This is a genomic window from Ferrimonas sp. SCSIO 43195 (assembly GCF_023716685.1).
Taxonomy (GTDB): Bacteria; Pseudomonadota; Gammaproteobacteria; order Enterobacterales; family Shewanellaceae; genus Ferrimonas; species Ferrimonas kyonanensis.
In genome coordinates this window covers 2,850,735-2,876,287 of sequence record NZ_CP072679.1, presented here as the reverse complement: position 1 = coordinate 2,876,287, position 25,553 = coordinate 2,850,735, and the positions used below count along the sequence as shown (strand labels likewise).

General features: G+C 61.4%; 20 protein-coding genes. 11 read left to right on the top strand and 9 right to left on the bottom strand.

Annotated features, from left to right (window positions below; translation table 11 throughout):
* The first annotated feature begins 27 nt into the window (after positions 1-27).
* Both J8Z22_RS13395 and J8Z22_RS13390 read left to right on the top strand, forming a co-directional pair.
* Positions 28-1,152 (top strand): AI-2E family transporter, encoded by a 1,125-nt coding sequence (locus J8Z22_RS13395; protein ID WP_028111767.1) that lies wholly within the window; start codon positions 28-30, stop codon positions 1,150-1,152.
* A 71-nt stretch (positions 1,153-1,223) separates the two neighbouring features.
* The gene (locus J8Z22_RS13390) at positions 1,224-1,538 is read left to right on the top strand and encodes a hypothetical protein (RefSeq protein ID WP_252006756.1); all 315 of its coding nucleotides are present in this window, start codon (positions 1,224-1,226) and stop codon (positions 1,536-1,538) included.
* Here the strand turns inward: J8Z22_RS13390 and J8Z22_RS13385 are convergent.
* From J8Z22_RS13385 to J8Z22_RS13370, 4 genes are read right to left on the bottom strand one after another with little or no spacing between them, the layout of a single operon-like run.
* A complete protein-coding gene (locus J8Z22_RS13385) occupies positions 1,525-1,884 on the bottom strand; it encodes a hypothetical protein (protein ID WP_252006755.1) in 360 nt (119 codons plus the stop codon). The genes J8Z22_RS13390 and J8Z22_RS13385 overlap by 14 nt on opposite strands.
* Positions 1,885-1,899: 15 nt before the next feature.
* Positions 1,900-2,502 carry a DUF2589 domain-containing protein gene (locus J8Z22_RS13380; protein ID WP_028111769.1) on the bottom strand — a complete coding sequence of 201 codons (603 nt, stop codon included), beginning with the start codon at positions 2,500-2,502 and terminating at the stop codon, positions 1,900-1,902.
* A 21-nt stretch (positions 2,503-2,523) separates the two neighbouring features.
* Entirely contained in the window at positions 2,524-3,060 is a 537-nt protein-coding gene (locus tag J8Z22_RS13375) for a DUF2589 domain-containing protein (RefSeq protein WP_028111770.1), read from the bottom strand.
* 3 nt (positions 3,061-3,063) lie between these two features.
* A complete protein-coding gene (locus J8Z22_RS13370; protein WP_252006754.1) occupies positions 3,064-3,666 on the bottom strand; it encodes a DUF2589 domain-containing protein in 603 nt (200 codons plus the stop codon).
* A 520-nt stretch (positions 3,667-4,186) separates the two neighbouring features.
* Between J8Z22_RS13370 and J8Z22_RS13365 the strand changes: the two genes are divergently transcribed.
* Positions 4,187-4,924: an SHOCT domain-containing protein gene (locus tag J8Z22_RS13365; RefSeq protein WP_028111773.1), complete on the top strand. Its 738-nt coding sequence runs from the start codon at positions 4,187-4,189 to the stop codon at positions 4,922-4,924.
* 20 nt (positions 4,925-4,944) lie between these two features.
* Here the strand turns inward: J8Z22_RS13365 and J8Z22_RS13360 are convergent, their stop codons facing one another.
* The 4 genes from J8Z22_RS13360 to J8Z22_RS13345 form a co-directional block, all read right to left on the bottom strand.
* On the bottom strand, positions 4,945-6,489 hold the full coding sequence (locus J8Z22_RS13360; protein WP_252006753.1) for an ABC transporter permease: 1,545 nt from the start codon (positions 6,487-6,489) through the stop codon (positions 4,945-4,947).
* A complete protein-coding gene (locus tag J8Z22_RS13355) occupies positions 6,482-7,180 on the bottom strand; it encodes an ATP-binding cassette domain-containing protein (RefSeq protein WP_028111775.1) in 699 nt (232 codons plus the stop codon). The genes J8Z22_RS13360 and J8Z22_RS13355 overlap by 8 nt, the downstream gene beginning before the upstream one ends.
* Positions 7,180-8,028 carry a putative selenate ABC transporter substrate-binding protein gene (locus J8Z22_RS13350; protein WP_028111776.1) on the bottom strand — a complete coding sequence of 283 codons (849 nt, stop codon included), beginning with the start codon at positions 8,026-8,028 and terminating at the stop codon, positions 7,180-7,182. The genes J8Z22_RS13355 and J8Z22_RS13350 overlap by 1 nt, the downstream gene beginning before the upstream one ends.
* An 87-nt stretch (positions 8,029-8,115) precedes the next feature.
* Positions 8,116-8,778, bottom strand: a complete 663-nt coding sequence (locus J8Z22_RS13345; protein ID WP_252006752.1) for a glutathione S-transferase — start codon at positions 8,776-8,778, stop codon at positions 8,116-8,118.
* 312 nt (positions 8,779-9,090) lie between these two features.
* Here J8Z22_RS13345 and recC point away from each other — a divergent pair, with 312 nt between their 5' ends.
* The 3 genes from recC to recD are packed head-to-tail and all read left to right on the top strand — an operon-like array spanning position 9,091 to position 18,197.
* Positions 9,091-12,510, top strand: coding sequence for an exodeoxyribonuclease V subunit gamma (recC, locus tag J8Z22_RS13340; RefSeq protein WP_252006751.1), 3,420 nt, complete (start codon positions 9,091-9,093; stop codon positions 12,508-12,510).
* Positions 12,511-16,131 carry an exodeoxyribonuclease V subunit beta gene (gene recB / locus J8Z22_RS13335; protein ID WP_252006750.1) on the top strand — a complete coding sequence of 1,207 codons (3,621 nt, stop codon included), beginning with the start codon at positions 12,511-12,513 and terminating at the stop codon, positions 16,129-16,131.
* Positions 16,128-18,197: an exodeoxyribonuclease V subunit alpha gene (recD, locus tag J8Z22_RS13330; RefSeq protein WP_252006749.1), complete on the top strand. Its 2,070-nt coding sequence runs from the start codon at positions 16,128-16,130 to the stop codon at positions 18,195-18,197. The genes recB and recD overlap by 4 nt, the downstream gene beginning before the upstream one ends.
* Here the strand turns inward: recD and J8Z22_RS13325 are convergent.
* Complete coding sequence (locus tag J8Z22_RS13325; protein ID WP_252006748.1) at positions 18,189-20,135, bottom strand: methyl-accepting chemotaxis protein; 1,947 nt, start codon at positions 20,133-20,135, stop codon at positions 18,189-18,191. The two genes, recD and J8Z22_RS13325, sit on opposite strands and share 9 nt — an antisense overlap.
* 329 nt (positions 20,136-20,464) lie before the next feature.
* On the opposite strand from J8Z22_RS13325, the gene J8Z22_RS13320 reads away from it, so the two are divergent.
* The 5 genes from J8Z22_RS13320 to J8Z22_RS13300 are packed head-to-tail and all read left to right on the top strand — an operon-like array spanning position 20,465 to position 25,511.
* Positions 20,465-21,160, top strand: coding sequence for an ABC transporter ATP-binding protein (locus tag J8Z22_RS13320; protein WP_252006747.1), 696 nt, complete (start codon positions 20,465-20,467; stop codon positions 21,158-21,160).
* Positions 21,147-22,109: an HlyD family secretion protein gene (locus J8Z22_RS13315; protein WP_252006746.1), complete on the top strand. Its 963-nt coding sequence runs from the start codon at positions 21,147-21,149 to the stop codon at positions 22,107-22,109. Before J8Z22_RS13320 ends, J8Z22_RS13315 begins: the two co-directional genes overlap by 14 nt.
* Positions 22,106-23,086 carry an HlyD family secretion protein gene (locus J8Z22_RS13310; protein WP_252006745.1) on the top strand — a complete coding sequence of 327 codons (981 nt, stop codon included), beginning with the start codon at positions 22,106-22,108 and terminating at the stop codon, positions 23,084-23,086. Before J8Z22_RS13315 ends, J8Z22_RS13310 begins: the two co-directional genes overlap by 4 nt.
* Before the next feature lie 14 nt (positions 23,087-23,100).
* Complete coding sequence (locus J8Z22_RS13305; protein WP_252006744.1) at positions 23,101-24,279, top strand: efflux RND transporter periplasmic adaptor subunit; 1,179 nt, start codon at positions 23,101-23,103, stop codon at positions 24,277-24,279.
* Entirely contained in the window at positions 24,276-25,511 is a 1,236-nt protein-coding gene (locus J8Z22_RS13300) for an ABC transporter permease (RefSeq protein WP_252006743.1), read from the top strand. Before J8Z22_RS13305 ends, J8Z22_RS13300 begins: the two co-directional genes overlap by 4 nt.
* Positions 25,512-25,553: the final 42 nt, after the last annotated feature.

The following is a 25,553-nucleotide window of genomic DNA, read 5'->3' as shown; positions in this document are numbered from 1 at the left end:
ATATTAGGACTGAGCGAGTATTAAAGTATGCAGAGTGTTGAGCCCGAATCGTTTTCCTCCGCCGCCGTGGATGCGGCCATCAAGATTGGCATGATTGCCCTGATGGTTTCCTGGTGTTTTCAGATTGTCCGGCCCTTTATCCTGCCCATCGTCTGGGGCGGGATCATCGCCATCGCCCTGTACCCGTTGGTCCAGGCCGGTGCGCTGCGCACCGGGCTCAGTCAGACTCGGGTCAGTGTGGCGGTAACGGTGCTGGCGCTGGCGCTGTTACTGGTGCCGACACTGCTGTTTTCCGGCGCGCTGTTTTCCGGGACCCAGGAGCTGATCGGCGACGTTCAGCAGGGCACGCTGGAGATTCCGCCGCCGAAGGCATCGGTGGCTGACTGGCCGCTGGTGGGGGAGAAGCTGTACCAATTCTGGTCCCGATCCTCGACCAACCTGGCCGGGGTACTGAATACCTATGCCCCAGAGATCAAGGCGTTTGCTTCGTCGGCGGCCATGGTCGCCGGTGGGGTGGGAGCCACGGTACTGCAGTTTGTCATCTCCATCATCATTGCCGGCGTGTTTATGGGCAATGCCCGAGGCGCCAATGCGGCGTTTCACCGGGTGGCGATTCGCCTGGCTGGCGAGCATGGTGAAAGCTTTGCGTCGCTGGCGGTGGCCACGGTACGCAGCGTGGTCCAGGGGGTGATCGGGGTCGCCCTGATTCAGTCTCTGCTGGCCGGCGCGGGCATGGCCATGGCCGGGGTACCGGCTACCGGGTTGTGGATGTTACTGGTGCTGCTGCTGGCCATCGTGCAACTGCCGCCGATACTGATTCTGGCCCCGGTGATGGCCTATGTGTTTTCGGTGGAATCGACCACGGTGGCGGTCGTGTTTATGGTTTGGGGCATCCTGGTGAGCGCCAGTGACGCGGTCTTGAAACCGCTGTTGATGGGGCGCGGGGTGGATATCCCCATGCTGGTGATTCTGATTGGTGCCCTGGGGGGGATGATGATGTCCGGCATTGTTGGCCTGTTTGTCGGAGCCGTGGTGTTGGCGCTGGGGTATAAGCTGTTTGTTGCCTGGGTGGCGGCGGAGTCCGGGGCGACAATCGATGCCGCAACCGAGAGCGAACCGGTCGGTGAGGGCAGTCGTGAGGGCCAGGGCTAGCCGGTTGCGGCTGGCAAAGTCGGGGAGGTTTTTCTAGGCTTAGTGTTTCTGTTTGCCAACTGAGGTGCCTCATGAGCACTGAATTCAGTCAACAAATGGAATGGATTCTGCTTCCCCCGCTCACGGACGCCCTGCCTTACCTGTTTGACAACGGAACCGCGTTTAATGGGTTCCAGGCCCAGTGTGATCGCTGTGCCGCCGCCATCAAGCTGTCTGCCATCAGGGGCCAGCTATCGCCGCTGCCTGCGAACCGCATGGTGCTGATGGCCGCCGCCCGCTGTGACGCCTGTCAGACGGTCTGTGGTTATCACTACCTGTTGGATGCCAGTGGTGAGTTGTCGGCGGTGCGCCTGGATGGCGACTCCGACGGCCTCAGCCGCCAATGATCTGATTGACCTTGTCCGGGTCGACCTCAAATTTTGGTTGTTGTTGCTGCTGCTGTTTTTGCATCTCGATCAGCCAATACGGTTGGCGGGTAAAGCCGATGTGGTAGGCCACCGATTCCAGCACGACTTGGTGTTCGCCGATGCGCAGTATGGAAAAACTGCGTTCCATCCCCAGCACCTTGCCCTTGGGGGATTCGCTCAAGCAGCGGTTGATCAGCGCCATCTGTTGCTGGCGCTGGGTCTCGGTGGGCAGGGACTGCGGGTCAACACTGCCGACGACGACCCGATGCACATAGGCGACGTTGGTCAGGTCAAAGGTGTCGCTGTGGGATTGAGAGGTGATCACCGCAGTCCTCCTGGGTTAGCTTTTGTTGACCGGAGTCGGCGCAATGGATTGCTGCAGGATGTCCATCACCCGCGACAGACCTTCCGGGGTACCGGTCTGTTTTGCCGTCACCCGAACCGCGTATTTGGCGGAGTTGTCACTGGCGCGCTGTGATTCCTTGGAGGAGGAGACCGAACCCTGAACCTTGGCTCTGACCTTAAACAGCCCGGCGTTGTATTCGGCTTCCGCTTCCATCGAGGCCTTCATCTCCTCCTGGGTGGTCTCGGAGAAGGAGGATTTCACCTCCATGTTGAAGGAGACATCCACGTTGTCCACTTGCAGGGTCGGTACCGACACAATGGAGATAAACGGCACCTTGAGTTCGTAGTCGGCAGTTTCCAGCTTTACCGAGCCATCGGCCTGCACCACCTCTTCCGGCTTGGAAAAGGCAAAGTTGACCATTCGAACCTGTTTGGTTTTGGTATCGGCATTCACCTCCATGCCGACGCTGTCGATGAAATCTGAGGTGGCCTGTGCCAAGGACACCTGCGAGTCGCAGGCGGCGCTCAGCGGACCGCCGATGAGGCTGGCCATGGGCAGGCCCTGAAACTGATCCGACATTTTTACAAGATTGGACATGGTTGGTTTCCTTCCTTTGAATTAAAACAGCTTCATCAGTTGACTGTTGATTTTCAGATAGCCCTCTGGAAGCTCGCCACTCTCGAAGGTGATGGTCACCTCCGCGTTTCGGTCCTTGTTGCGACCAAAGACGGATCTGGGGTTGAGTTCGGTATTCATCACCTTGCGACGGCAATCTCGGTTCAGCAGGTTGGACAGCGGATCCGGGCCTCGTCCGCCCTCGGAGTCCGGCGTCAGGGTTTCCACCTCTCCCAGCCCCAATTCAAACTGCACGGACATATCTTTGATTTTTATCGGGTTGACCTGAAGCAGTGACAACAGAGGCACCTGAACCGTCTGATGTTCGACTTTGACGCAGCCGTTTTCCATGACGGTATCGCCATGGTGATCGACGCTGGTACCGGGAAACTTCAGCTCGATGGACTTGGGAGTCAGGCTGTCGTCGCTGCTGTCGTGATCGAAATACTGCAACAGGTTCTGAATGTTTTGCTGTTCGATGCGTTGTTGGGCTTCGGTGACCGAGTCCATGATCGCCTCCACCAGTTCATGCAGTTTCATCGATTACCCCTTACTGTCTTGCTCGAGAGGCCTGGGCTGGCCCACTTCCAACGGCACAATGCTCTTGTGCAGCATGTCCATGACCCGGGACAGCCCCTCGGGCATGCCTTGCTGGCGCGCCTGAATGCGAATGTCGAGGGTGGCGCTGTTGCGGCTGTGGTTACTGCTGGTGACGCTACCGGTGAGCACGGTACGCTTGGTGGACGGGCCTGAGGACGGTTGTTCCGCCTGGGAGTTCATCGGTGCCGGACTGGGTTTGCGCTGCACATAGTGACTGGATTTCAGCTCCATGGTGAAGTTGATGTCCGCCTGTTCGACTTGCAGGTTGGGGACAGAAACGATGGCGATGAAAGGCACCTGAACTTTGTATTGCTGCAGTTTGACGTCGACGCTGCCGTCGGCATTGGTGTGTTCCAGCGGTCGGTCGAAACTGAACTCAATCATTCGAAGCTGGTTATCACCGGTCATGCCCACGTCCTGAATGTATTCCTGGGTGGTTCGGGCCAGTTGCGCCTGGCCTTCACACACGGCGGACAGGGGGCCGCCGATGAGGTGGGACATGGGCAGTCCCTGCAGTTGATCGCTGGTTTGGGTGGTGTCGTTCATAGGCTCTCCGCCGCCATCGGCCATCGGCGGGGGCCGATGCACAGTCCTTGTGAGTCAGTGGCCGTGCATTTAGCCGCGGCCGGACAGTCAGTGTAGTGCAGATACCACCGCAGCAGGCGAGACTCGCGGGCCGGAGCGGACAGCCAGCGAGGCACCGGTCAAACGCCGACACAGTGGCAGAGGCCGCGGCGCACGCCAGCCACGCTATCGACGGGGTTATCTCGGGCGTCGCTAAGGTAGGATCTCTGTCGGCGTGGGCAGAGGCTGTCGCCAGGCTTTTGGTGGTACTGGCCGGCGGCGGCGAATGCCAAAGACCGGCGGCAATCGGAGCGATTGTCCCGACCTTTGCGGACGACACCCCGCGAATGTAGAGTCTGAGTGAACGATCCGGCAGGAATGTTGTTCAGGGGTGAATTTTCTGAGTCGGATTGGCGGTTGTGGCCGCCTTTGACTGTTCATTGGTACCGTCACTTTCTAGAATGGCGCGATTTTAGATTTTGGCAAAGGAGCCGGTACGACGATGGGGTTGATGGAGTGGATTGGGGTGATTTTTGGTTTGGCAGTGGTGGTGGCCGTGATTCAGGCCTGGAGCCGCTCATCCAGTAAGAAGCAGATGCGTCAGAGTTTAGAGACGCTGGCGGAGTTTACCCCCTCCCAGCAATTGATGGCGAACGATGGCAATACCGGCATCGCCCTGGATGAATCGAGCCAGAAACTGTGCTTGATTCGACAGGGAACGCTGGAGCCGGAATTGACCTTGCTGGAGTACGCAGACCTGTTGTCGGTCGAGGTGTTTGAGGATGGCCACACTGTAACCCGAACCGCCCGTGGCAGTCAGCTCGGTGGGGCCTTGATTGGCGGGCTGGCACTGGGAGGCGTCGGCGCCATTGTCGGCGGTTTGTCCGGTAAAAAAGTCGCCAGCGACAAGGTGCAGCGCATCGATCTGCGCCTGCTGGTGAACAACACCGAACGGCCGCTGCTCGACCTCAACCTGATGGATGCGGAGGCGCAAAAAGGCGGCCTGGTTTATAACGCGGCGATGCAGCAGGCTCGGCACTGGCATGGTCTGCTTGAAGTGCTGATTCAACGTGCCGACCGGGACGATGAGCGCCGGGCGCCTGCGGCGATGAGTTCAGAGCCTCAAGCGACGGCGGCGGTTTCCGTGGCCGATGAACTGCAGAAACTGGCGGAGCTGCACCGCCAGGGCGTATTGACCGATACTGAGTTTGTGGCTCAGAAGAGCAAACTGCTGGGCTAGCTCAGCAGGGCGCCTGGGCGTCAGGCATCCCGGTGCTGCAGACGTTTGGGTTGCTGCAGCCGGGCGCGAAGGCGCCTGGCGGTGGCATCGACCAGCAGGTTGAGCAGAGCGGTGACCGCGATCAGCACCAGGGCGCGGTCGAAGCGAAACTCTTCAAAGGCCGAGTCGATATAAAACCCCAGGGTGGTGATGCCCAGTACTCCTAAGATGGCGGTTTCCCGCTGAATGATCTCCCAGCGATACAGCAGCCAGGTAACGAACTGCGGATAGACCCGGGGCAGAATCTGGTACAGGTACAGGCTGGGGCGGCTCAGCCCGTTGGGGGTGTCGTCGGGCCGCAAACTCAGGGTCTGGCTGTATCCGCCTATCAGGTGGCCGATGATGGCACCGTTGTGAATTCCCAGTGCCAGCAGCGCCGGCAGCAGGCTGGGGCCAAACACCAGCAGGCCGACAAAGGCCAGAACAAACTCCGGGGTGGAGCGGGTGACGATCAAAAACAGCTGCCCCAGTGCCCGCAATGGCGTCGGCAGGAACCAGCGACTGCGCAGGGGAAACCAAACCAGCGCCAGCAGTGCGGTCAGCAGCAGTGCCATCTGGCTGAGCAGCAGGGTGTCGATGAGTCCGGGCTTGATCTGCTCTTGCCACAGCATCATCAACCAGGGCTGCAGATCCGCCGACCATTGCCAGTGCTCGGCACGCAGGGGCGCCGGCACCATGTCCTGGCTGACAAACTGAAAAATCAGCTCCCAATTGACGTTGGCGATCGGTGGCAGGAACCACAGTGATGCCAGCAGGTACAGCGGCAACAGGGGGCCCCGACACCACCACTTCATGGTGGCGATCAGCAGATAAAACAGATACAGCAACGCCGCCGCCTGGGAGTAATGCCCCTGGCGAAAGGCGGTTTCCAGGTGGTAGCCGAGAGTAGGCAGCCCCACAAACCCCAGCACCACTGACGAGCGCATGCCGCATTCCAGCCGGTATCGGGCGTAGTGTTTGAAGTGCGGCCATGCCAGCGGCAGCCGGCTGTACAGCAACAGGGCGATCCCCTGGTTCAGTGTGTTCGCCTTCGGCAGGGCCGCTTCCGGTTGGCGATCCACCTCTTCCAGAATCTCACCAAACACCTTGGTAAAGATGCCGGTATAGGGCAGCCACAGAGCCAGGACGCCGGTCAGCGCCGAAAGGCCAAACAGTTGCAGAAACAACAGTGCCCAAAACAGCTCGTGCACCGACCGCAGCAGGGCGGCGAGGATGCGTACGCCGCGCAGCTGATACAACAGCGACAAGCCGAAGCCACACAGCGCCGCCAGGGCGATGCCCTGCAGGGCAAACGCCAGGGTGGTCAATACCGCGTCGGCCAGATACTCGGTGGCCAGGAAATCCGGTGTGGCCATGCCCAGCAGCAGCCGGCCCAATTCGGTGGCTGGCGATAACTGATAGATGGTCAGATCCGCAAACGGCAGGCAGAACAGCGCGGTCAGCGCCAACCACAGACTGATGCGGCGGAATTCGGCCGCGCGGTTGGCCTTGGGGCGCCCCCAGGCCTGTCGAAGTGTCTTAACCATGGGGATGTTCGGGGTAGAGAGCCAGCAGGGTGGCACTGTCCAGTTCGGCACTGGCGCGATCCAGTACCACCTGGCCGTCCTGTAAACCGACGATGCGGTCGCAGCAGGCCAGCGCCAGCTCTACGTCGTGCAGGGCCAGGACCGAGGTGCGATGATGGGACTTGATCCGTTCGATCACTCGTCGCGATTGCACCTCATCCAGCGCCGAGACCGGCTCATCGCCCAGAAACACCGGCCGTTGTTGAAACAGCGCCCGGGCAATGCTGATGCGCTGTTGTTCGCCGCCGGAGAAGCGTTCGGCCGACTGCAGCATCCGTTGCCTCTGGGTGCGAGCATGGTCCTGGCCCAGCAACCCCAGCTCCCGGGCCAGGTCGTGGACCTGCTGCCAGTGACGGGCAGAGGGAAACATCAGGTTTTTCAGATTGCGCCACAATGACTGTTGATGAAGCTGGCCCATATACACATTCAGGTACAGGCTCAGCATGGGGACCAGTGCCGGCGCTTGCGGGCACCAGGCCACCTGGTCGCAGTGCTGCTGGCGCAGCAGTTCCAGCAGCGACGACTTGCCGGCTCCGGACGCGCCCACCAGCGCCACGGTTTCGCCGGCGTCTATGGTCAGGCTGACGTTGCGCAGGATGGCAACGCCATCCCGCTGCAGCGAGGCCTGGGTCAGCCTCAGTGGCGCCGTCATCAATCCATCAGTCCAATGGATTTGGCGGTGTCCAGAATCGGCTGATAATCATCATTGTCCGCCGGCACGAAGTGGCTGCGGGGGAAGGCGTTCAGCAGCGCCGGTTGTTTCATCTGCAGCAACGCTTGTGTGACCTTGGCGGTAAAGTCATCGCCCCAGGTGGCATCGACGTCACCGCGAATGGTCCAGTGGTAGTCCGGATAGGTGGGGGTTTCCCAGATAATCTGAACCTTGCTGGTGTCGATGTGGCCGGCGGCCAGCTCAGATTCCCACACCTTGTAGTTGACGGCGCCCACCTGGTAACTGCCGGCCTGAACCAGAGCGATGGTGCGACTGTGATCGCCACTGAACCCGACCTTGCTGAAGGTCTTAGAGGGGGCCTGTTCGAACGCCTGGCGCAGGTAGAATTCCGGCATCAAGCGGCCGGAGGTAGAGCCTTTCGAGCCAAAGGTAAAGGTATTGCCCCGCAGGGTTTCGGGCAGGCGCTCGGCCGCGGTAAGCCCGGTGCTGGTGTGGGCGATGAAGTAGGATTTGAAAAATTGGTCTTCATAGCCCTGGGCAATGGCCTGGGAGCCCGGCACTCGGGCCCGGGCCTGAACACCGGACAGACCGCCAAACCAGGCCAGCTGCACCTGATTGTTGCGAAACGCCGTAATGGCGGCGGCGTAGGATTTCACCGGCACGTATTTCACCTCGACGCCCAGTTCGGCTGAGAGGTAGTCGGCGACCTGGTCAAACCGGCTTCTCAGTCGGGTCTCATCCTGATCCGGAATGGCGGTAAAGGTAAAGGTCTGGGCGGTGACCAACGGGGTCAGCATCAATGCCATCAGGGCGAGTAGGCGGCGCATATCGAATCCTTGAGTCAACAAAAAGGCCGCTCGCAGCGGCCAGTGAACTTAATTTTTATAGCAGTGTACTCGTCCCGACGGCGTTTTTTAAGTCGTGATCGCCTTAATTGGCCAAACAATTGCGGCGGCGCCGGGTTGGTAGGGCGGGTATTTGGCCATGATTCGAGCAAAAGCCGCGCTGGCCTTCAGACGTTCAAGCCAGCGTCTCAGGCAGGGGTAGGGCGCTTGGGCGAACCAATCGGGGTCTACATGGGCAAATTGACGCACAAAGGGCATCAGCGCCATGTCCGACAGGTCTGGCCGCTGGCCACCGAGCCAGGGCCCACGGCTCAGGAGCTGTTCCAGTTGGCGTAACCACTGCTCGCCCTGTTGCCGGTAATGGTGTGCAGAGTACTCGGGAAAGCGGTCGGCGTACTTGTAGCGATCCAGCCAGTGCTTAAAGCGGCCGTCGTTGTACTGGATTCGGGCCAGCGCCTGAACCTGCTCCTGCGGCTGTGGCGGCCACCATCGCTGCGGATCATGGCGGGACAGGGCCCATAGCATGATGTCCAGGCTTTGGTCCAGCAGCCAGTGTTCACTCAACTGCAGCACCGGTACCGTGGCCTTGGGCGAGATAAGCCTGAGGTAGTCTGGTTTGTTTTTCAGCACCACTTCTCTGAGCTCCAACTCGATGCCGGCGTAATCCAGGGCCAGGCGGGCACGCATGGCATAGGGACAGCGTCGAAACGAGTACAGTATTGGCCGCGTCATGACGGACTCCTCGGTGATGGTCTTGGTCGCATCAGGCGCTGAAGGGGCAGGGTGAGGTCGAGTCCCTCCTGGCAGAATGGCGTTAACCGCGGGTCGCGCAAGCGCTTGCTGAATTTTCCTGGCTGGAGGGGCTGCGTCATGGCGTTTCTGATTCGGTTACGTCGGTATTCGAACTTAAGCTACCGGATTCAACGGCTAAAAGCGATGCGGTGGCGGCTATTTCGTCGCTTGGCCCCAGACGGCGGCCAGTGCGTAGAGACCGAAACAAAAACTCGTTATGATTAGCTCACTTAGCTAATAACGGAAGCCGCCATGTCCGCGTCCATAGTTCCAGGCCTGTCGATCATTCATGCCAACCAGATGGAACCCCTTCGAACCTTGCTGGTGGAGTGGGTCCGGGCCCACCCTCTGGGGCCTTTGGAAAACGAGATTTTTTTGGTGCAGAGCAACGGCATGGCTCAGTGGCTCAAGTTGGCCCTGGCGTCGGAGCAGGGGCTGGGGATTGCGGCGGCCATGGAGATGCAGCTGCCGTCGCGGTTCCTGTGGCAGAGTTACCGGGCCGTACTGGGCGAGCAGGCGGTGCCGAAAGACTCACCCTACGACAAACCGCAGTTGCGTTGGCGGTTGATGAAACTGTTGCCGCAGTTGCTGACTCAGCCGGTGTTTGCGCCGCTGAAACAGTTTCTGCGTGACGACGGCGATTGCCGCAAACTGGACCAGCTGGCGGAGCAACTGGCGGATCTGTTTGACCAGTATCAGGTGTACCGGGCCGACTGGCTGGATGGCTGGGCTCGGGGCGACGACACCCTGCTGTCCGCCAGCGGCGAGGTCAGTGACATCGACGCCCCTCAGGCCTGGCAGCCGGCGTTGTGGCGGGCGGTGGTCAATGACATGACGCCTCAATGGCGCGACAGCAGCCGGGCCAGGCTGCATCAAAGTTTTATCGATGCCCTGGAGCAGGCGCCGCAGCGTCCGGCGGCGTTGCCTCGGCGGGTGTTGGTGTTTGGCATCAGTGCCTTGCCTCAGCAGGCGGTGGAGTCGTTGAAAGCGCTGGCCAAGCATTGCCAGATACTGCTGTGCGTACAAAACCCCTGTCAGCATTTCTGGGCCGACATTGTCGAAGACCGTGAGCTGCTCAGGCGAGAGCTGGCCCGGGCCCGCCACAGCCGCAAGCCCGGCGCGCCGGCGGTGATCGACCTGGAATCGATGCATCAGCACGCCAACCCGTTGCTGGCCTCCTGGGGCAAGCAGGGGCGCGACTACATCGGCTTGCTGTATGGCATCGATGAGCCCGAGCAGTACCGGGACTATTTTCGTACCATTGATCTGTGGCAAAGCCCGTTGCCGGAGACATCGGCGCCCAGCCTGCTTAACCGGATTCAGCAGGGAATCTTCGATCTCGAGCCGATGCCTTCATCACCGCAGCCGCTGGCCATCGAGGACCGCTCGGTGGTGTTTCACCTGGCCCACAGCCGTCAGCGCGAGGTCGAGGTGCTGCACGATCAGTTGCTGCAACGGTTTAACGACCAAGCGGATTTAAGCCCCTCCGATATCATCGTGATGATGCCGGACGTAGATCTGTACGCCCCCCACATCGAGGCGGTGTTCGGTCACCTGGATTGGGACGACCCTCGCCACATCCCCTTTACCATTGCCGATCGCCCCGAACGGGGCCATCAGGTGGTGGTACTGGCCCTGGAGAAACTGCTGCACCTGTCGCAATCGCGGTTTGCGGTGTCGGAGTTGCTGGAGTTGTTGGCGGTGCCGGCGCTGCGGGCCCGGTTCGGCATCGACGAGTCGCAACTGCCGCTGCTGGCCCGTTGGGTGGAGCAGGCCGGCGTTCGCTGGGGCCTGGACGGTCAGCAGCGCCAGAGTTTTCAGTTGCCGGGGCAGTTGGAGCAGAACACCTGGCGTTTTGGCCTGAAACGGATGCTGCTCGGCTACGCCGTAGGCCAGGGGGAAAACTGGCACGGCATCGAACCCCTGGATGAGGTGGGCGGCCTGGACGCGGCGCTGGTGGGCAAGGTCTGTCAGCTGATCGATGCGTTGGCGGATCTGTGGCAGCATCTGGGGCAGAGTCATACCCCGGCCCAGTGGAATCAGTTGCTGCGGTCGGCGGTGGCGGCGTTGTTCCTGCCGCAGGATGAGCAGGAGACCCTGTTGCTGGAGCGGATGCAGGATGCACTGGCTCAGTGGCTCAGCGCCTGTGACGACGCCGGGCTGGAGCAGGAGTTGCCCATCACCGTGGTTCGCGAGGTTGCGCTGGCGCCCTTTGGCGACGAGGGGGTGTCACAGCGATTTCTGGCCGGTAAGGTCAACTTCTGCACCCTGATGCCGATGCGTGCCATTCCGTTCCAGCAGGTATGCTTGCTGGGGATGAACGACGGCGATTACCCCAGGAGCCGGCCACCGCTGGACTTCGACATGATGGCACGTCCGGGCCAGTATCGGCCCGGGGACCGGTCCCGGCGCGAGGACGACCGCTACCTGTTTCTGGAAGCGCTGCTGGCCGCCCGCCAGCAGCTGTACATCAGCTACATTGGTCGCAATGTTCGCGATAACAGCGAGCGCACGCCGTCGGTGCTGGTGGGCCAGCTGCAGGACTACCTGTGCAGCGCCTTTAGCCTGGCCGACCAGGATGTGCTGGCGGCCCTGACCACGATCCACCCACTGCAACCGTATGCGCCGGCGTATTTCGACGGTCAGCATTCGGCGCTGTTCTCCTACGCCAGTGAATGGCAGCAGGTGCACCATCAGCCATCGGCATCGGCGACCGACCCCGATGCGCGGCTGGCGGCGCTGTGCCGCGATGAGCCGTTGATGTTGTCTGAACTGCAGGGGTTGCTGGCGGATCCGGTACGCAGCTTCATGAATCAGCGCTTGGGGGTGTGGTTCGTTCAGGAGATGTCGGTCAGCGAGGATCTCGAACCCTTTGCCCTGGACGGCTTGCAGCGCTACCTGCTCAGGGACGAGCTGTTGCAGCAGCTGTACCTGTCCAATCCCGACCAGGCCAGAGACGCGCTGGAGATCACCGTCAGCAAGTTGGTTCGTCGTGGGCAACTGCCCATGAAGGGGTTTGCTGCCCTGGCCAGCCAGGATCTGGCCGAGCCGGCCTGGCAGGCGTATCAACACTATCAGCATTGCCTGCAGGGATTGACCCCGACCGAGGCGTCGCTGGAACTTCGCCACAGCCACAAAGAGCTGGTGCTGGAGGACTGGCTCACCGGCCTGTATCAGGACGCCGAGGGGCATTGGGTCCAGCTGCAGGTGCGTCCCGGCAATCTGGGGGGCAAATCTGGCTTGAAAAACCCGCTGCACCTGAATCGGCTCTATTGTGGTCACCTGGCGGCCAGCGCCTGCGACCATCCTATTACCAGTGTGCTGATTGGCAGCGACGGCGTCTGGCAACTGGCGCCGATGCCGGCTCAGCAGGCCAGGGAGCGACTGCAGCTGCTGATGAGCCTGTACGCCGATGCCATGCGACAGCCGTTGCCAGTGGCACCGCGGGCGGCCTTTGCCTATCTGGCCGCCGACGGCGACCACCACGATCGTCTGCAGCAGGCGCAATCGGCCTATGAGCCGGGCTTCTTCGGCGGCGGCGATCTCGGCTACAGCCCCTACCTGGCACGCCAATATCCCGATTTTTCCCGTCTCGACGGCGACCGTTTTGCGGTGCTGGCCGAGGCGCTGTATCAACCCTTGCTCGACCTGGTCGAGCAGGTGGAGGTGTAGATGACTACAACACTGCAACCCCTGAGCTTTCCCCTGTCGGGAACCCGGCTGATTGAGGCCAGTGCCGGCACCGGCAAAACCTACACCATTGCCGCCCTGTATCTGAGACTGGTGCTGGGCCATGGCGGCGATCACAGCCACCCCAGCGGTGGCTTGATGCCGCCGGAAATTCTGGTGGTGACCTTTACCAACGCCGCCACCGAGGAGCTGCGAGACCGGATTCGCAAACGCTTGGTGGAGGGCGCACGCTGTTTCCGTGGCCAGCTGGCTGAGCCGGACCCGTTCCTGACCGGGCTGCGGGACAGCTACCCGGTTGACGCCCATCCGGGCTGTGCCCTGAAGCTGGAGCTGGCGGCGCAGATGATGGATCTGTCTGCCATCCATACCATTCACAGTTGGTGTCAGCGGATGCTGCGTGAGCATGCGTTTGACTCTGGCTCGCTGTTCAGCCTGGAGCTGCAGACTGATCTCAGCGGCCTGAGGCAGGAAGCGGTGCGCGATTACTGGCGAGGCCATTTCTATCCCATGACCAGCCAGGCGCTGCAGCCCATCTACGATCTGTATTCGACCCCGGCGGCGCTGGAAAAGGCGCTGATGCCGTTGCTGGGACGCGGCCTAAAAGGCCGTCCGCCGGCCGAGGTGGTGGAGCAGCAGTGTCAGGCGGTGGCGCACGCCAAGACGGTATGGCGACGGGAGTTTGAAACCGTCAGTGAGCAGATCCACGCCGCGTTGGCCGCCAAACTGGTGTCCAAAGCCAAGATCAAGCCGGTGTTGCTGGAGGAGGTTCGCCGCTGGCTGGAAGACGATCGTCTCAGCCTGCCTCAGACCGCTGCAGGCAAACCCTCCAAGGCCTGTGAACATTTTAGTCGCGAGGGGATTCAGGCGGCCTGCAATAAGGGTAAGAGCCTGGAGCCCAATCCGGCGTTCGAGGCGATGCAGGGGCTGGTGGATACCCTGGCATCGCTGGATCTTAAGCGCAATCTGCTGAGTCATGCCGCCGCCTGGGTGAGCGACCGCCTGGAGGCGGAGAAGCAGCGCCAGGCGGTGTTGGGATTCGATGATTTAATGCGTCACCTGGATGGGGCCCTGAGCGGCGACAACGGTCCGGCGCTGGCGCAGTTGATTCGTCAACAGTTTCCCGCGGCCCTGATCGATGAGTTTCAGGACACCGATCCGGTCCAGTACCGGTTGTTCCAGACCCTGTACCTGGACCAGCCTCACTGTGCCCTGATGATGATTGGTGATCCTAAGCAGGCGATCTACGCTTTTCGCGGCGCCGACATTCACACCTATCTTCAGGCGCGCCGGGACACCGACGGCCGTCACTACACCCTGGGCACCAACTACCGCTCCACGGCGGGAATGGTGGCGGCGGCCAACTCGGTGTTTGAGCTGGCACAGGGGTACCCCCAGGGCCCGTTTCTGTTTGCCGACGAGATCCCCTTTATCAGTGTCGAGGCCAACGGCAAGTCGGATCGGCTGCTGATCGACGGGGAAGAGGTGAACGGCCTCAACCTGTGGCTGGATCCGGACAGTGAACCGGTGAACAAGGGCCGCTATCTGGAGCGTCAGGCCGAGGCGGCCGCCAGTGAGATGTGCCGTTTCCTGACCTTGTCCGCCCAGGGCCGGGCCGGCTTTGAGCGCAATGGCACCCTCACCCCTCTGAATGCTGCCGACATGGCGATTCTGGTGCGGGATTTTACCGAAGCCAAGGCGATTCGCACCGCCCTGGATCGTCGCGGCATCCGCAGTGTCTACCTGTCCGATAAGGACTCGGTCTACGCCAGCGCCGAGGCCCAGGATCTGTTGTTGATTCTGCAGGCGGTGGTGGCACCGGAGCAAGAGCGGCGGATTCGCGCCGCCCTGGCCTGTCTGACTCTGGGCATGGACTGGGCGACCCTCGACCGTCTCAATGGGGATGAACATCAATGGGATAACCTGGTGGAGCAGTTTCGTGGCTACCAGCAGCACTGGCACAACAAAGGGGTACTGTCGATGGTGCGCCGGTTGATGGCCGATTACGGCATCGCCAACCGATTGATGCACGAGGGGGGCGGCGAGCGCAGCCTGACCAACCTGTTGCACCTGGCTGAGTTGATGCAAGCGGCGTCGGCCACCGTGGACGGCGAACTGGCGCTGTTGCGATTGCTGGCGGAACAGATCGAGTCCGGCCAGGGTGACGACGACCAGATCCTGCGCCTGGAGAGCGATGCCGAGTTGGTGCAGGTGGTGACCATTCATAAATCCAAAGGCTTGGAGTACCCACTGGTGCTGTTGCCGTTTGTGTTTGGCTTTCGCCAGGCGGCGGCCCGGGACGGGCTGCTGACCTATCGCGACCGCGACGGCCACAATGCGGTGGCGTTCAACCCGGAGCCGCAGGCCATCGAGCAGGCGGAGCACGAGCGGTTGGCGGAAGATTTACGGCTGTTGTACGTGGCCCTGACCCGACCGGTGTATGCCTGTTTCCTGGGGCTGGCGCCGGTGAAGCTGGGGCGGACCGGCAAACGGGACAGCAGCGATCTGCACCACAGTGCCCTGGGGTATCTGCTGGGTCAGGGTGAGCCCATGGACGCCCATGATTTGGCCGCCCGCCTGCAGGAGTTGGTGTGCCCGGGACAGACGTTGCTAAGCCCGTTGCCCGCGGTGACCGAGATGCTGTGGCAAGAGGCCAGTGTGGATGCCGACACGCTGTGCGCCAGGACGCCTAAGCGGCGCGTGCCGTCCGGTTGGCGAGTAGGCTCTTACTCGGCCCTGTTGCATGGCATGAGCCATCATCGAGATGGTACCGATACCGATGCCGGTGGAGCACAGAGTCGCATCGGCGAGTTGATGGCCGAGCAGGACGTGTCACTGCCTCAGGAGCCAGAGCCAGACAGCATTCACGCTTTCCCCCGTGGGGCCGGCCCCGGAACCTTCTTGCACGACTGGCTGGAGTGGATCGCCAACCAGGGGTTTGATCGCTACAGCCCCGATGCGCTGTCGCAGGAGTTGCAACAGCGTTGCGATCACAAGGGCTACGAGTCGTGGCCGCCGGTGCTGCAGCCCTGGGTGACCTCGGCCCTGGCCCAGCCGATGCGGTTACCCGCCGGCGCCGAACAGTCGCAGCAGGTGGCACTGTGCCAGTTGGGCAGCGTGGTGGCGGAGATGGAGTTTTGGTTTGCCGTGGATGATCTGGATGTGGCCCGGCTGGACAGACTGGTGCGCGAGCATCTGTGGCCCGGTTTGCCCAGACCCACCCTCAAGCCCCAACAGCTGCACGGCATGCTCAAGGGGTTTATCGATCTGACCTTTGAACATCAGGGACGCTTTTACGTGGCCGATTACAAATCCAATTACCTGGGGCCGGACGACAGCGCGTATTGCTTTGAAGCGATGCAGGAAGCGATGCTGTCCCATCGCTACGATCTGCAGCTGGCCCTGTACACCCTGGCTTTGCACCGGCTGTTGAAAACCCGCATGGCGGATTACGACTATCAGCGCCACCTTGGAGGCGGGGTGTACCTGTTCCTTCGCGGCATGGGGGCGGCCGAGGCCGACTCCGGCAACGGGGTGATCGCCCTTAAGCCAGATCAAGCGTTGGTGGACGCCATGGACGCCCTGTTTCACGGAGAAACCGCATGAGCCCGGAACAGCTGTTTGACGCGTTGAATGAGTATGTGCTCGAGGGCTGGTTGCGACCACTGGATCTGGCTTTGGCGAGGTTGTTGCTGGAGCAGGAACCTCAGACTTCGGCACAGGTACTGTTGGCCGCTGTTTGGGCCAGCCACCAGTTGGGACGGGGTCATCTTTGTCTGGACATTGAGCAGTTGCTGAGTCTGCCTCAGCAGGTACTGGCGTTGCCTCCGGAAGGACGGAAACCGACCCAGCTGCCGCTGCCGTCGGCGCTGATGGCCCAGTGGTCGCCTCAGTCCTGGTTGCCGGCGCTGACTCAGGCCGCGGTAGTGTCGGTCGACGGTCGGGATCAGGATTCCAGCCGGCCACTGGTGCTGAGTCAGGGGCGACTCTATCTTCGTCGCTACTTCCGTTATGAGTGCCAGGTTGCTCAGGGGCTGGCGGACCGGTTGACGCCACTGACGGTGGAGGCCGAGGCGCTGCGGTCTCAGCTGCAGTCGCTGTTTGCGCCGCTGAAATCGGAACCGGAGCAGCGGGGCGATGAGGTGCACTGGCAGAGTGTGGCGGCAGCGCTGGCGTGCCGCAGTCGCTTTACGGTGATCTCCGGCGGGCCGGGTACCGGCAAGACCACCACCGTGGTGCGCCTGCTGGCGGCGCTGCAACAGCTAGCCATGGACAGCGGCACCGCGCTGCGAATCAAGTTGGCGGCCCCGACGGGCAAAGCGGCGGCGCGGTTGTCGGAGTCATTGTCTGGTGCGCTAAGTCAGTTGCCGCAAGCGGTGGCCGCAGCGATACCCACCCAGGTCAGCACTCTGCACAGGCTGCTGGGCTCGCGCCCGGACAGCCGTCAGTTTAAACACCATCAAGGCAACCCCCTGCACCTGGACCTGCTGGTGGTGGACGAAGCCTCGATGGTGGATCTGGAGATGATGGCGGCGCTGCTGGCGGCGTTGCCGCCCCAGGCCAGGCTGATTTTGTTGGGTGACAAAGACCAGCTGGCGTCGGTGGAAGCGGGCGCGGTGCTGGGGGATTTGTGTGAGCAGGCCGCTCAGCCGCGTTACTGGCCGGCCACCACCGATTACCTTTACAGCCACAGTGGTTATCAACTCCAAGATTGGCAGGGGCCGGGCACGGCACTGGAGCAACAGATTGCGCTGCTGAGAAAGAGTCATCGCTTCGACGCCGACAGCGGCATCGGCCATCTGGCCCAGGCGGTGAACGACGGCCAGCCAGATCGGGCCAATGCCCTCTGGCATCAAGGCTGGCGGGATCTGCTGCAGCGGCGCCTGACCGCTGCCGACGACAGCTACCTGGAACGGCTGTGCATCGACGGCGAAGGGGAGCCACAAGAGGCGCAGCGGCGCGCCATGGAGTCAGGCTGCAGCCCTCGGGGCTATGGCCATTACCTCGGTGAAATGCATCAAGGGCTAGCCAGCCTGGAGCCACTGGCAGCTCAATGCCAGTCGCCCTCGCAGTGGCAGGCGCTGTTTGCCCGACAAGAGCAATGGATCAAATCGCTGCTTAAGGCGTTTGGTCAGTTCCAGCTTCTGTGTGCGGTGCGTGACGGCGATTACGGCGTCAGCGGCCTCAACCAGCGCATCGCCTCAGCCCTGTGCCGGCGTGGCTTGATCAGTCAGGCCAGCGGTTGGTACGCCGGCCGACCGGTAATCCTGAGTCGTAATGACTACGGCCTTAAGCTGATGAACGGCGATGTGGGGCTGTGTCTGCCGGTGTGGGATGAGCAGGGACAACGACGGCTGAGAGTGGCGTTTCTGACCGCCGAGGGCGGGGTGAAAACCGTTATGCCGAGTCGCCTTTCCAGTGTCGAGACCGTGTACGCCATGACGGTGCACAAATCACAGGGGTCGGAGTTTGCTCACACCGCCATGGTGCTGCCGGCCAGCGACAGCCCCATCCTGACCCGGGAGTTGGTGTATACCGGCATTACCCGGGCCCGTCACTGGTTTACGCTGTTGACGCCGACACCGCGACTGTTTGTCGCCGCCATTGGCCGGCGCACGGTACGGGCGTCGGGACTGTCGCAGCGGTTGGCGTCGTTAACCTCCTTAGAGTGACGACACCGTGTCGGTGGTAAAGCGATCGGTGTCCTGTTGCAGGGCGTCGGATAACCGGTGCAGCTGCCGACATTGCCGGGCGACGGCATCCGCCACTTCCGCCACCCGCTGACCGGCGCTGTCTATTTGCGACAGTCCCTCGGTGAGTTCATCGGTGGCCTGGGATTGCTCCCGGCAGGCCTGGGCGATGGACGCCAGCTGGTCGACGGAGTGGTGGCAATGATCGACAATGCTGCCAAAGGCCGCTTCGGTGTGGCGGGCCACTTCGCTGCCCCAGTCCATCTTGTCCCGGTTGCCCTGCACCAGTTGCCGGGTTTTGGCGGCGGCGTCGGCACTGCGGGCCGCCAGGCTGCGGACCTCCTCCGCCACTACCGAGAAGCCCCGTCCGTGCTCGCCGGCCCGAGCCGCTTCGATGGCGGCGTTGAGGGCGATGAGGTTGGTTTGTTCGGTAATGGCGGTGATCTCCTCCATGATGGTGGCAATCTGCTCGCCACTGCTGCGAATGGCGGCCATGGCATTGAGCAGATCCTGCATCTGTTGGTTGCCCGCTTGTGCCTGAGTCAGGGCCACCTGGGCCTGGCCATTCATTTTTTCGCTGGAATCGGCCGTGACGCGTACCTGACCGTCGATCTGCTGCAGGGCGGCACTGATGGAGGAGATGGAGGCGAACTGCTCGGTGGCACTGTCTGACAGGGTGCGGGCATCGTTGTCCAGAGTCTGGCTGGTGGTGCCGATCTCGCGGCCGCTGCGCTGTACCGCCCCGACCAGCTCCCGCAGTTGCGCCTGCATCTCCTTCAGCGCCGTGCCGAGTCGATCCCGGGACGACAGGCAGACGATGGTGCTGCTGAGATCGCCAGTGGCGATGGCATCGGCGGCGCGCGCCTGGCTGCGCTGGCTGTCGATCAGTTGATGCAGGTCCGTGGCCATTAACCCCAGCTCATCCTGACGTCGCAGCAACCGTGCCCAGGCGCTGGCATTCAGGTGACTCAACGCGATGTCACCGGCGGCCAGATCCCGCACCGCCATGGCCATGGTCTGCAGTCCGCCAGTGATCAGTCGGACCAGCCACAGCACCACAGCGGTGATCACCAGGATGGCCCCCAAGGCCACCGCCATTGCCGAGGAGGTCATGTCGTTTCGGCTCTGTTGGAAGACGGCATCGGTGGTGGCACTGACGATGTACCAGCCGGTTCGTGACTCCCGTTCCACCCATCCGAGGTAGTCGATACCGGCGTCGTCAAAGGCTTGCAGGCCCGGGTGTTGGCACAGGCTGGCCAGTGCCCGAGGCTGCGCCTGGACCTCAGCCAGCCTCGGGTGGGCCAGCGGTGCGCACCGGGACGACAGCACAAAGCTGTAGGCGTTGCTGTCTACGCTGCTGGCGTCGACATAGTCGCGATAGAAGTGTTGCAGCGACACACTGAGAAACAACAGGTGCTGCTCCAGCGGCAGGGCAAAACTGACCAGCAGTTGGCCGTCAACCCGGCTGGGGCGGGGTTCGGAAATCACCAGTCGTTGCTGCTCGCGGGCCAGCTGGACGTAGTCCAGTGCGGCGTAACTCTGGCCGATCCGTCCCGGGTTGCTGGCGGCGATGGCGATCCCTTGTGGCGACAACAGGGCGATATTTCTCAGCTTGAAGCTGGTTTTGATAGTTTTTAGGTGTTCAGACAGGGCTGGGCGCTTTTCGGCATCGGTGAGGGCATCGGACAGGTAGGGGCTTTGAGCCAGTGATTGCAGCAGTTGTTGTTGCTGCAGCACCCAGTTGCTGATGTTGTTGCTGACCAGTTCACCTCGGGAGGTTATGGCGCGCTCCATCGCATGGTTGAGGTGTTCAACGCCGATCCTGGTGGTGACGAAACTGCTGAGGACGAACCCCAGGATCAGTACTGGCAACAGCAGTAGGGCAAAGCGTTTCCCCAGAGATAATCGGTGTGGAGTCATGATGATGTCCTTTATCAGTAAAGCCACAAATGTACGAATAGGTATAAACTTTTTGAGTGATAATACCCAGATTGGCGGCACAAACCTGAATCTGGCGCAAACAATCGGTGAAAATCGCCCTGTTGGTACCGGGCTGTGACTGGGATCCGTTTTTTATTCTCAGGCTTCGGGGCGCGTCAGTGCTGAGGAACTAATCAATCAATACAAACTCTTACTAATTACCTTCATCGTGGGGGCCTAAGCCGGTTGGCGGCACCGATGAGAGCTGATAATTTTCCATCTCTGAATTTTTCGAATGGGGGCCAGGGATGGCCGCCAGGAACGCACACATGATCAAAATCTCCGGCCTGTCCAAGCGCTACGCCATGGGCGACAGCACAGTGGACGCCTTAAATGACGTCAATCTCAGCATTGATGAGGGTGAATTTGTTGCCATCATGGGGCCGTCGGGCTCCGGTAAGTCCACTCTGATGAACCTGATTGGCTGTCTGGATCAACCCAGTGACGGCCATTACCTGCTGGCCGGTCAGCCTGTTAACCAGCAGGACGACGCCGTCTTGTCCCAAATACGTAATGAGCGCATCGGTTTTGTGTTTCAGAGCTTTCATCTGCTGCCACGCATGACGGCTCTGGATAACGTGATGTTGCCGCTGCGTTATCGACGCAGCGCCGGCGATGCCCAGGCCGATGTCGAGCGAGCCAGGCAGTTGCTGACCCGGGTCGGTCTGGGCGACCGGCTGAATCACCGCCCTAATCAGTTGTCCGGTGGTCAGCGTCAGCGCGTAGCCATTGCCCGGGCGCTGATCAATCAGCCAGCCATTTTGCTGGCTGACGAACCCACCGGTGCGCTGGACAGCCGCACTTCTGACGACATCTTGGCCCTGTTTAAAGAACTCAATGCCCAGGGCCAGACCGTGGTGCTGGTTACCCATGAAGAGGAGGTGGCCCGCCATGCCAGACGGATCGTATGGATGCGTGACGGTCGCATTGAGAAGCTGGAGGGCTGTGCCAATGATGCGGCTTAGTGGGTTGCTGCTGGTTCTCATGGTCTTTCCGGCGCCGCTGCTGGCCCAGGCCCAGTCGTTGCTGCTCACTGGCGAGGTCAGTTCCTCTCAGGCTCAGAGCCTGACGGTCCCCAGGGCCGGCCGGGCCTGGCGCTATCAGATTCAATGGATGGCGCCGGAGGGAGAGATGGTCCGCGCCGGTGATCCTGTGGTGGTGTTTGACAAGAGTGGCGTGTCGGGGCAGATCGATCAGTTTCAGGCGGCGCTGATTCGTGTGGATGCGGCGGTGCAGGCCAAGCAGGTGGAGCTGAAACAGCAGCGGTTACAGGCCGAGTTTGAGGTGACCGAGAAGCGATTGTTGAGGGAGAAGGCGCAGCTGGACGCCGAGGTCCCGGCGGACTTTCAAAGCCCCAAGGAGTATGCCGACAAGCAGTTTGAGCTGATGAAGGCCGGCGCCGAACTGGCGAAATCGAAACGGGCGCTGGCGGAGGTTGAGCGGGCGTCGTTGGAGGAGATGCGAAAGCTCACCATCGATCGGGATAAAGCGCAGCTGGAGCTCAGCAATGCCGAACAACTGATGACTAACCTCGAATTGACCGCTAACCACGATGGGCCGATGATCTACGCCCGTCAGCCTTGGGACGGAGCTAAGACCGAAGTTGGGGATACGGTCCAGGTCGGAACCCAGGTGGCAACCATTCCCGGCGTCGACGGCCTGCAGGTGCAGGCCTGGGCCAATGAGGTGGACATCGATCGGGTCAAGGTCGGTATGGACGCGCAACTGACTCTGGATGCCCGGCAGGATCGGCAATTGAGCGGAACCGTGACTAAGGTGGCTCTCAAAGCCGAGCGCCGCAATGGCTGGGGCGAAAGCAATTGGTTTTTGGTCAATGTGGCCCTGAACCAGGGCGAATCGGTAACGCTGGTGCCCGGAATGAGCGTACTGGTGGCGCTGGAGGTGAGCCAATGAGAGTTGGATTGATGGCCGCCATGCTGGTTCTGCTGTGTGCCTGTCAGCCTCAGCCGGTCACGGAGACGCCTGAGACGGCGACGGTGGAAACGCCGATTCAGGTCAGCGGTGAGCTGGTGTCGGTCGATTCGCTGGGGGTATCGCCTCCGCCGGTCCGTCGCCAATGGCAGTATCAGATTAAGTATCTGGCGCCGGAAGGAAAGCCCATTGCCAAAGGGGAGCTACTGGTGGTTCTGGACGCCTCGGATCTGGAGCAGAGGCTGCAACTGCGTCAGGCGGATCTGGATGAGGTGGAACAGGACATCGAAACCTCGACCCTTCGCAATGAGAAGCAACTGCAGGAGCTGAAGCTGCAACTGGCCGAAGCCAAGATGAATCAAGAGAAAGCCTTGAGAAAGTACCAGATTCAGGACGACAGCGTGGCGGCGCTCGAGCGGCAGAAATACCGCCGTGATGCCGACATCGCCGAGGCCAGGGTGGCGCTGATCGAACAAAAGCTGGTGCTGGAGCGGCAGGGCGTGCGACAGCGACTGGCGATGTTGGAGGGGGACCGTCAGCGTTGGCAGGCCCAGGTGAATCAGCTGAGCGCCGACATTGGACGGATGACCATCGTCGCGCCAAGGGCCGGCATGGTGGTGGTTGGCACCTCCATGGAGGGGGCAAAGCTCAAGCCCGGTGCCTCGGTGTACGCCGGTGATGACATTGTGCGCTTGCCGGATCTGTCGAAGATGGCGGTGCAGTTGGCCATTCCCGAGGTCGAGGCCCGCCGGGTCAACAAGGGTCAAAAGGTGAAAATTAAACTCGACGCCAGCCCGGAGCGGCCGTTCTACGGTCAACTGACCGACATCAGCCCGGTATTCCGGCGCAAGAATCAGGAGGTGCCTGTGGTGGTGTTTGATGCCCTGGCGACCATCGATACCCCGGATCCTCAGTTGATGCGCCCGGGCATGACCGCCAAAGTGGAGATACTGCCGTGAGGAACGCCGCAATCATGATGTTGGCCCTGGGCCTGTTGGGTGGCTGTGGTCAACCGCAGCGGGACGCGGTGCTGACGGTGACCGTGACCCCGGGGCCGTTTGAACATCGAATCGATGCCCGCGGTCAGCTAGAGCCTGCCACGGCGGTGTCGGTATCGGTGCCGTCGTCGCTGCGTGGCCCGCAGAGCTTGTCCTGGGTGGCGGATAACTTTACCCCGGTAACACAAGGGCAGGTGGTGGCCAGGCTCGATGCCAGTCGTCAGCAGTTGGATGCCAGAATGGCTCAGTTTGAGATCGACAAGTTGGTGATCGACGGCCTGCTTCAACAGGGAAAAGACGGCAACTTGCTGGATGAGATCGATACTGGCCAGGTTGTGACCCGTCGGGAGCGAGAGTTGGCAGAGCGGTTCTTCAGTGACGATCCGCGGGTCTACTCCCGCATCGAGGTGATCGACAACATGCGCAATAAGGGCTACCTGGATGCCAAACTGGGCTACCTGGAGTGGGACCTGGGTGAGCAGAGCCATCGTTCGGCGGCGGAGCAGCAGCTGATCGAGCTCAAGCAACGGGGTCATAAGGCCAAGGTGGACCGGGCTCAGGGCAACCTGAAAAAGATGGAGGTCGTGGCCCCTGCCGATGGACTGTTTGTACTCAGCAGCGGCTTCAGGGGCCGCCCGGTGGTCAGTGGTGATACCGTCTGGTCAGGAATGTCCATCGGCCAGATCCCGGACCTGTCGCGGATGGAAGCCAGAATGTATGTGCTGGAGTCCGAAGCCGCTGGCCTGGCGGTCGGACAGTCGGTGAAGCTGTACCTGGATGCCTACCCGCAGCGGATGATCCAGGGTGCCATCACCCAGGTGGATACTCTGGCCAAGCCCAGGGAGGACAATTCACCGGTGAACTACTTTGGCTTTACCGTGGCGTTGGCTCACACCGATACCGAGGTGATGTTTCCCGGACGGGAGTTGACCGGTCAGGTTGAGGTGGAGCGCCAAAAGCAGGTGATCAGTGTGCCCAATCAATCGCTGTATCAGAAAGACGGTCGTCGCTGGGTGTATTTGCAGCAGGGAGACCGATTTGTCGAGCGCACGGTCACCACCGGAGCCCGCAGTGTCAACCGTACGGTCATTGTCGATGGGCTCGGTGACGGCGATGCCATCGCATTGGTGAAGCCCAGGGAGGTGCGCCAATGATGGGGTGGAGTGAAATTCGTCAGGCTCTGGGACAGATGGTGCACCACAAACTGCGTACCGGGTTAACCCTGCTGGGGATGATCTTTGGGGTCGGAGCCGTGATTGCCATGCTCAGTATTGGCGAAGGGGCGGAGCGGGAAGCGCTGTCGATGATCGAGTCGATGGGGCTGCGTAACGTTGTGGTGGAGAGCCGCCCCAGTGAAGGCGAGGCACGCAAGTCGGTGCGCGAACACAGTGTTGGTCTGTCGCTGGGAGACGTCCACAGCGCCCTGGATACCCTGACCTTCATTGACGACTGGAGTGCGGAAAAGCAGGTCAGGGTGTTTACCCTGTTCAGCCGCCACGGCCGCAGCGATGCCCGGGTCAGTGGGGTGACACCCAGCCACTTCGGTCTGGCCAGTATGAACCTGGAAAACGGGCGCTTTTTTACCGAGGCGGAGGACCGTCATTATCGTCAGGTGGCGGTGCTGGGCCCCGAAGCCGCCCAGGGGCTGTTTCCCTCTGGTGAGGCCATCGGTCAGCGCATCAAGGTCAATCACCAGTGGTTCGAAGTGGTGGGCGTGCTGGCAGATAAGGGGCAGCAGAAGTCGAAAATCGAAGGGGTTAAACTGGGGGGCGAGCGCAATCAGGTGTTTATTCCCCTACTTACCGCACTGAAAAAACTGGCGTTTAAGCCGCTTGATGATCAATTGGATGCAGTGAAGCTGCAACTGGGTCCCGGCATCGATGCGCCGTTGGCGGCGGCCAGCATCGATCATTTGTTGTCGCGTCGCCACGGCGGTGAGTTTGATTACCAGGTGGTGGTGCCGGCGGACTTGCTGGCGCAATACCAACAGACGCAACGGATCTTCAATATTGTGATGGCCTGCGTGGCGGGAATTTCGTTGTTGGTCGGTGGCATCGGCATTATGAACATCATGCTGGCCACGGTGATGGAGCGCACCACCGAGATTGGCCTGCTGCGAGCTTTAGGGGCCACCAAGGCCGACATCGCCCGTCAGTTTATCATCGAGTCGCTGGTGATTGCCGCTTCTGGCGGCCTGATCGGCATCGTCGCCGGCATGTTGTTGTCACTGGTGATCGGGGCGTACGCCGACTGGCAGGTGGCCTGGTCGGCCTATTCACTGTTGCTGTCGGTGGGGGTCTGCATGATCATCGGGGTATTGTTCGGTTGGTACCCGGCCAAAAAGGCCGCCGGACTGGATCCCATCGTGGCTCTGCAACGAGACTAAGCGACGCAAGCACAAGGAAAAGATGTCGATTTGATGATCCTG